Source organism: Rhodococcus sp. P4_F5 (genome assembly GCF_056401315.1).
Genome location: NZ_JBFUJP010000129.1, coordinates 1 through 4,948 on the forward strand (window position 1 = coordinate 1; position 4,948 = coordinate 4,948).

The window sequence follows — 4,948 nt, forward strand, 5'->3', positions numbered from 1 at the left end:
GCCTCATCCTTGGAGCCGCCTTCTGGTGGTGTTTCCTGGTGGGGCTGATCGTCTTTGGCCACCTCCGCGCCGATGGCTGGAAGAGCTGGGCTTTGCCATTTCTGGTCCCATTCATCGCGGTAGCCCTGATTGCGCTGGCGGTCCAACGGTTCGCGCCGAAACTTCGGTTACTTGGCTGGTCTTTCGCAGCGGGTGTCCCCTCGTGCTGGATCGCACTCACGCTGAGGGACTTCCAGCTCGCCATTAGCGTGTAAACGTCACTTCGACTCCGCCGACCCCCGATCACCCGATACCGGCGGGGAGAGCTGCCGTTCGGTTTCACTCGCGGTCACTCGCAGTGATCCCGGATAGCCTTGTGCGTCGAGGCTGACAGCTTCGGTCCAGAAGTGACAGAAATATGCGCCTTACCTGCACATATCAACCGAGATTCTGTCAGCAACGGCGCTCAAGCCTGACCAGGGGAAACACTTTTGCACGGATTCAAAACCCGTGCAGTGTGAGATCGAGTCTCACCGAGGGCACCAGTAAGGCCAGACCAGAGCAGGTTTTCGAGCGGGTACCCCCATGGGGGTATGCCCAGAGAAGCTCGCATTGGCTCGCAGGCAAATCGGCGACCGGCTCGACTCCGTCGGCTGCACCACCTGGCACCGGCAGGAAAGCCCCCTCGGCTCGGCCGGCTCGACGGACTTCGACTTCATCTGCCTGACAGGCTCGGACGACCTGATCTTCGGCCTCCTGCCGCTCGGTTCCTGACCCAGCGGCCCGTCTCTCGCGGTCCCCGCACCAAGAAGGCCCCACCTCGTCGAGATGGGGGCTTCTCCCTGCCCGACAGTGAGATTGACGACTCGACTGTCAGAACTGCGGTGGGCGCGCCTTTTACTCACGGTCGACGACGGCGATGGCATAGGAGTCTGCCGCCCTGCGGAACTGCTCCTCCAGGCGCGACCAACGGGGCTCTGCACCGAAACGGGAGCGCGCTCTCAGATACTGCTCGCGCGCACCGGACATGTCGCCTGTGGCCAGTCGGTAGCGGAGGACGTCGAAGTCTATGTCCGACCCCACCGAACCGGCGACGTCGTCGGGGCCACAAACCTGACCCATCACCGCCAGCGCACTGGTGAGTGCCGCGCACAGCTGGTCGGCGACTGCGGGAACATCGGTGTCGGCGTTCACGGTCACGTGCGGCCCGATCCCGGTCGCAATGCTCTCGATCCGGCGCCGGTACTGGCAGTCGACCTCGGCCGGATGCTCCTGTGGTGACCGTCCGATGACCCGGTCGAACTCCGCCGAGTAGACACCGCAGTTGACGTAGAACCGAATCGACTCGTAACTGTTCCCCGCCGACCGCTGCAGATTGACGACGTCGACCAGACCATCCCGCTCCCGCGTGAAAGTCAGTCTTCGCTTCCGGAATCCTTGCTCCTCCAGGAGCGGAACAACGCTCTCATTGAGCAGGGTCGTGAATACTTCCTCGGCCGACGGATGCTCCATCCGGCCATGATCGCAGACCCCGTGTCGCTACCGGATGACAGGCGACGGCCCTCCCGCGCGAGCCGGCCGACGCCCCACAACAGCGCCGCACCCGAACATACAAGAGCATCTCCGATCGTGCGTCAGGTCAGCTGTTCGGCCGGCGATTCCACCCATGCATCTCCGGTCCACGAGATGTCGATGGCGTACTCGCTGTTGACCCCGGTGGCCCAGTAGTCGATGACGCCGTGACGCGCTGAGTCGAGTTCGATCCAGCCAATCGAGAACTCGCCGCGCAGAACACGTTGGGCACGCCGGTCCATCTCGCCCAGCGACGCGAAGAGCCCGCGAAGCCTCGACTCGATCCAGTCCGCCGAGGGATCGACGACCGTGATCTCCAAGGTGCTCTCATCACTCAGCGGGATCATGATCAACAGCTCGCCGGAGACCGGCCGCACCTCCCGTGTCGCGTGACACTCATAGGCGCGCAACAAGTCTCGCGGTCCATAGACACCCAAGCCCCACGCCTCCGCCATATCGCGGCAATCGTAGTCGAGGCCGGCGCGCCCGTCGGCGGGTACACCGCCGACAGCGGTTGACGCGGCACGCCCGGCACCCCGGTGACCCGAGGTTTCAGGCTCCCCCAATTGCGGTATCCGGATGTCATGTCACCCCACCTCCCTGCCCCACGCGGCCCGATCTCGTGCACGCTGATCACGGCGTTGTCCACTGGCCGGAGCGGATTGCTGACGCGGCCGCTCGAGCTTGGACTTGCAGATGCCCTCGGGGGCGATCTCCAGCTCGCGCTCGCAATCTGTTACGAGATGCACTACCGCGGATTCGACGACGTCGATCCCGAGTGGGAGTGGGATCCCGACCTGCTCGCGGCTCGCAGTCGGATGGAACGCCGATTCCTCGCGCGCATCCGCGCCGACGTCGACGGCGGCACCGACGCGGCCGAAGCTCTCGACACAGTCTCCCGGGAGCCGCCCGGCGGTACGGGCACCTCCCGGTATCTGCTCGAGCAGGGATCGTGGCGACAGATGCAGGAATACTTCGCACACCGGTCCCTCTATCAGCTCAAAGAGGCGGACCCGCATGCATGGGTGATTCCCCGACTCGAGGGTCGGGCCAAGTGCGCCCTGGTGGCGGTCGAGTTCGACGAGTTCGGTGGCGGGGTTGCGGACCGCATGCACTGCAAGCTCTTCGAGGACCTGATGCGCGCGGCCGACCTCGACTGGCACTACCTCGCCTACGTCGATGCCGTACCCCCGGAGACGCTGGCAACGGTGAACCTGATGTCCCTTTTCGGGCTGCACCGCGGCCTACGGGGCGCACTTGTCGGCCTCTTCGCGGCGGCCGAGATCACCACACCGCCCAGCGCAGCCCGGCTGGTCGGGGCACTCCAACGCTTACACGCCCCGACCGAGTGCTCGCACTTCTACGCCGAGCACGTCGAAGCCGACGCCGTGCACGAGCAGGTCCTGCGTCACGAGGTGGTCGGCGGCCTGCTCGACGCGGAGCCGGACCTGGCCGCCGACGTGGTGCTCGGCGTCCAGGCAAGCGAACTGCTCGAGGAACGCGCCTCGAAACAAATGACGGACAGCTGGTCCAAGGATCGCAGTTCCCTCCTTCCCGTCGGGCGGCCGTTGACACGTGTGTCGGCATCGAAGCTGTAGAAGGCGAGCGTGGCCGGCGGAACCCATGACGGCGGTGCACCCGCGAGGTAGTCAGTCCCGCCCGAGACGATGACTGGTGTCGCACAACGGGTAGATCCCGCTCCGCCGGCACATGCAGACCGCGACGACGAATCGGTCCGACGTCACGACGCGGCCGTCCGGCAGGCAGATGCGGACCGGTCCCCGCACGAGCACCGGACCACCACGCACCCGACGCAGGCATTCGACGTCCGGGGAGTTCCATTCCGGGTAGCAGTAGGCCGACCACGAATCGCTCTGCGACGACGAACCGTTCATCCTCCACCTCCCCTTGCACCGCCCCGAGGTCGCGGCAAAGCGACCGGGTGTCCATCGAGTACCCCCGGCCGGTCGCACCCAACCACCCGAGTCCCGAAGGGACGTTTCAACCTAGTGCCCGGCGGGCAATCCTCCCGGTGTGAGCCTGAACGAGGCCGACGGTCGCGGCGTGTGCCCACCTGGTCACCGAACACCACTCGTGACGATCAATTCCGGGAACCACAGAATCAAGGAGCCGACATGGACACCACCACCACCATCTGGATCGTCGCCGCTGTCGTCGTCGCTGTCGTCGTTGTCGCGCTCGTCTGGTCGGTGACGCGCCGGCGCGCGGAGCAGCGTCGCGGCGAGGCCGAGGACATCCGCGACAAGGCGGCGGAGCGGTCGCACAAGGTTGGGCAGCACGAGGCGCTCGCCGACGAGACCGCGGCCAAGGCCCGCGCGGCCGCCGCGGAGGCGGACGCGAAGGCGGCCGAGGCGACGCGACTGCAGGAGCGTGCCGCCGCGCGGACCAGCGAAGCAGCCTCGGCCCGTGAAGACCTGAACAAGGAATGGGACCGGGCAGACCAGATCGACCCGGACTACGACCCCGAGAATTCTGGCGGAAAGCCTGACCGCGAGGGTAGGTCTCGTCCGGGCGACGAGGGATAGGGCGCGCAGACGCTCACTCCGATGCCACCGGTTGTTGCGTTGTTTCCCGATGCCGGCGAACGGGTATGCCGGGTCCATGCGAAATCTGTGGATCTGAACTGTGATTGGCGCCGCCACCGTCGCTGGAATCAGTGCTGTGGGTCGACGGGATTCGGCGTGCGCATGAGGCTGTCATCGAGGCGACGTGGTCTGTCAGCGATGCAGCGGAGCAACACCTTCCGGAAGTTGCAGAGGGCGCTTCCACGACGTTCGAGATATCGAAGGAGCACACCATGGGAGCCGTCGACAAGGCGAAGAACAAGGCAGAAGAGTTGGCAGGCAAGGCAAAAGAKAAGGTCGGCGAGGCCACCGGCGACAAGGACACYGAGGCCGAAGGACACAAGGACCGGGCCAAGGGGAATCTCAAGCAGGCGGGCGAGAAGGTCAAGGACGCGTTCAAGGACTGACCGGGTCAGAAACCCGGCACCTCGCGACGGCAGCAGGTCGGACGAAACGCCTGACCGCTGCCGCTCGCGCGCGCGACCGTCCTGTCGCAGCTGGGCCACGGCTGTGAGTCCCGCCGCGATCTGGAAATCATGTCCGCGCCTAGGCCACATGGGTTTCGGATCGCGCTGACCGGGGAAAACACCGAGCATGAACACCGAGCAGACACCCGTGCCAGAAACTCGGCATCCGCGCGCCACCGGTCCGTCCGTCGGGGTTGAAGAGGAATTCCTCCTAGTCGACCCGAAAACCGGGCGGCCCCGCTTCTGCAACACCGAGGTTGCCGCCGCCGCCGAGAGATTCGGGCTGCCGTTGCAACTGGAGCTGTCCAAATGCCAGGTGGAGACCAACACGCAGGTGTGCTGGGA

8 protein-coding genes and 1 pseudogene are annotated in these 4,948 nt (G+C 65.7%); 6 read left to right on the forward strand and 3 right to left on the reverse strand.

The annotated features are described in order from the left end of the window. Both AC1DU4_RS25980 and AC1DU4_RS25985 read left to right on the forward strand, forming a co-directional pair. Positions 1 to 254, forward strand: a 254-nt coding sequence (locus tag AC1DU4_RS25980; protein WP_477844810.1) for a hypothetical protein, incomplete at its 5' end; no start/stop codon positions are given. A 337-nt stretch (positions 255 to 591) separates the two neighbouring features. Next, on the forward strand, positions 592 to 753 hold the full coding sequence (locus tag AC1DU4_RS25985; RefSeq protein ID WP_477844812.1) for a hypothetical protein: 162 nt from the start codon (positions 592 to 594) through the stop codon (positions 751 to 753). Positions 754 to 876: 123 nt separating this feature from the next. On the opposite strand, the gene AC1DU4_RS25990 is transcribed toward AC1DU4_RS25985, so the two are convergent. Together AC1DU4_RS25990 and AC1DU4_RS25995 are read right to left on the reverse strand one after the other, a co-directional pair. Further along, positions 877 to 1,491, reverse strand: a complete 615-nt coding sequence (locus tag AC1DU4_RS25990) for a DUF4304 domain-containing protein (RefSeq protein ID WP_477844814.1) — start codon at positions 1,489 to 1,491, stop codon at positions 877 to 879. A 122-nt stretch (positions 1,492 to 1,613) separates the two neighbouring features. Continuing rightward, a complete protein-coding gene (locus AC1DU4_RS25995) occupies positions 1,614 to 2,117 on the reverse strand; it encodes a hypothetical protein (protein ID WP_477844816.1) in 504 nt (167 codons plus the stop codon). 18 nt (positions 2,118 to 2,135) lie between these two features. On the opposite strand from AC1DU4_RS25995, the gene AC1DU4_RS26000 reads away from it, so the two are divergent. Then, positions 2,136 to 3,149 carry an iron-containing redox enzyme family protein gene (locus AC1DU4_RS26000; protein ID WP_477844818.1) on the forward strand — a complete coding sequence of 338 codons (1,014 nt, stop codon included), beginning with the start codon at positions 2,136 to 2,138 and terminating at the stop codon, positions 3,147 to 3,149. A 51-nt stretch (positions 3,150 to 3,200) separates the two neighbouring features. On the opposite strand, the gene AC1DU4_RS26005 is transcribed toward AC1DU4_RS26000, so the two are convergent. Further along, complete coding sequence (locus tag AC1DU4_RS26005) at positions 3,201 to 3,368, reverse strand: CDGSH iron-sulfur domain-containing protein (RefSeq protein ID WP_477844822.1); 168 nt, start codon at positions 3,366 to 3,368, stop codon at positions 3,201 to 3,203. A gap of 318 nt (positions 3,369 to 3,686) precedes the next feature. Here AC1DU4_RS26005 and AC1DU4_RS26010 point away from each other — a divergent pair, with 318 nt between their 5' ends. The 3 genes and pseudogenes from AC1DU4_RS26010 to AC1DU4_RS26020 form a co-directional block, all read left to right on the forward strand. Then, a complete protein-coding gene (locus AC1DU4_RS26010) occupies positions 3,687 to 4,097 on the forward strand; it encodes a hypothetical protein (RefSeq protein WP_477844820.1) in 411 nt (136 codons plus the stop codon). 272 nt (positions 4,098 to 4,369) lie between these two features. Beyond that, positions 4,370 to 4,543, forward strand: coding sequence for a CsbD family protein (locus tag AC1DU4_RS26015; protein ID WP_477844824.1), 174 nt, complete (start codon positions 4,370 to 4,372; stop codon positions 4,541 to 4,543). Positions 4,544 to 4,730: 187 nt separating this feature from the next. Further along, positions 4,731 to 4,948 (forward strand): annotated as a pseudogene (locus tag AC1DU4_RS26020) (hypothetical protein); the annotation flags it as partial.

What these genes read in the sequence shown, in the direction of transcription:
- AC1DU4_RS26000 (WP_477844818.1), top strand. Translation starts at nt 2,136, where the DNA reads ATGTCACCCCACCTCCCTGCCCCACGCGGCCCGATCTCGTGCACGCTG.
- AC1DU4_RS26010 (WP_477844820.1), top strand. Translation starts at nt 3,687, where the DNA reads ATGGACACCACCACCACCATCTGGATCGTCGCCGCTGTCGTCGTCGCT.
- AC1DU4_RS25990 (WP_477844814.1), bottom strand. Translation starts at nt 1,491, where the DNA reads ATGGAGCATCCGTCGGCCGAGGAAGTATTCACGACCCTGCTCAATGAG.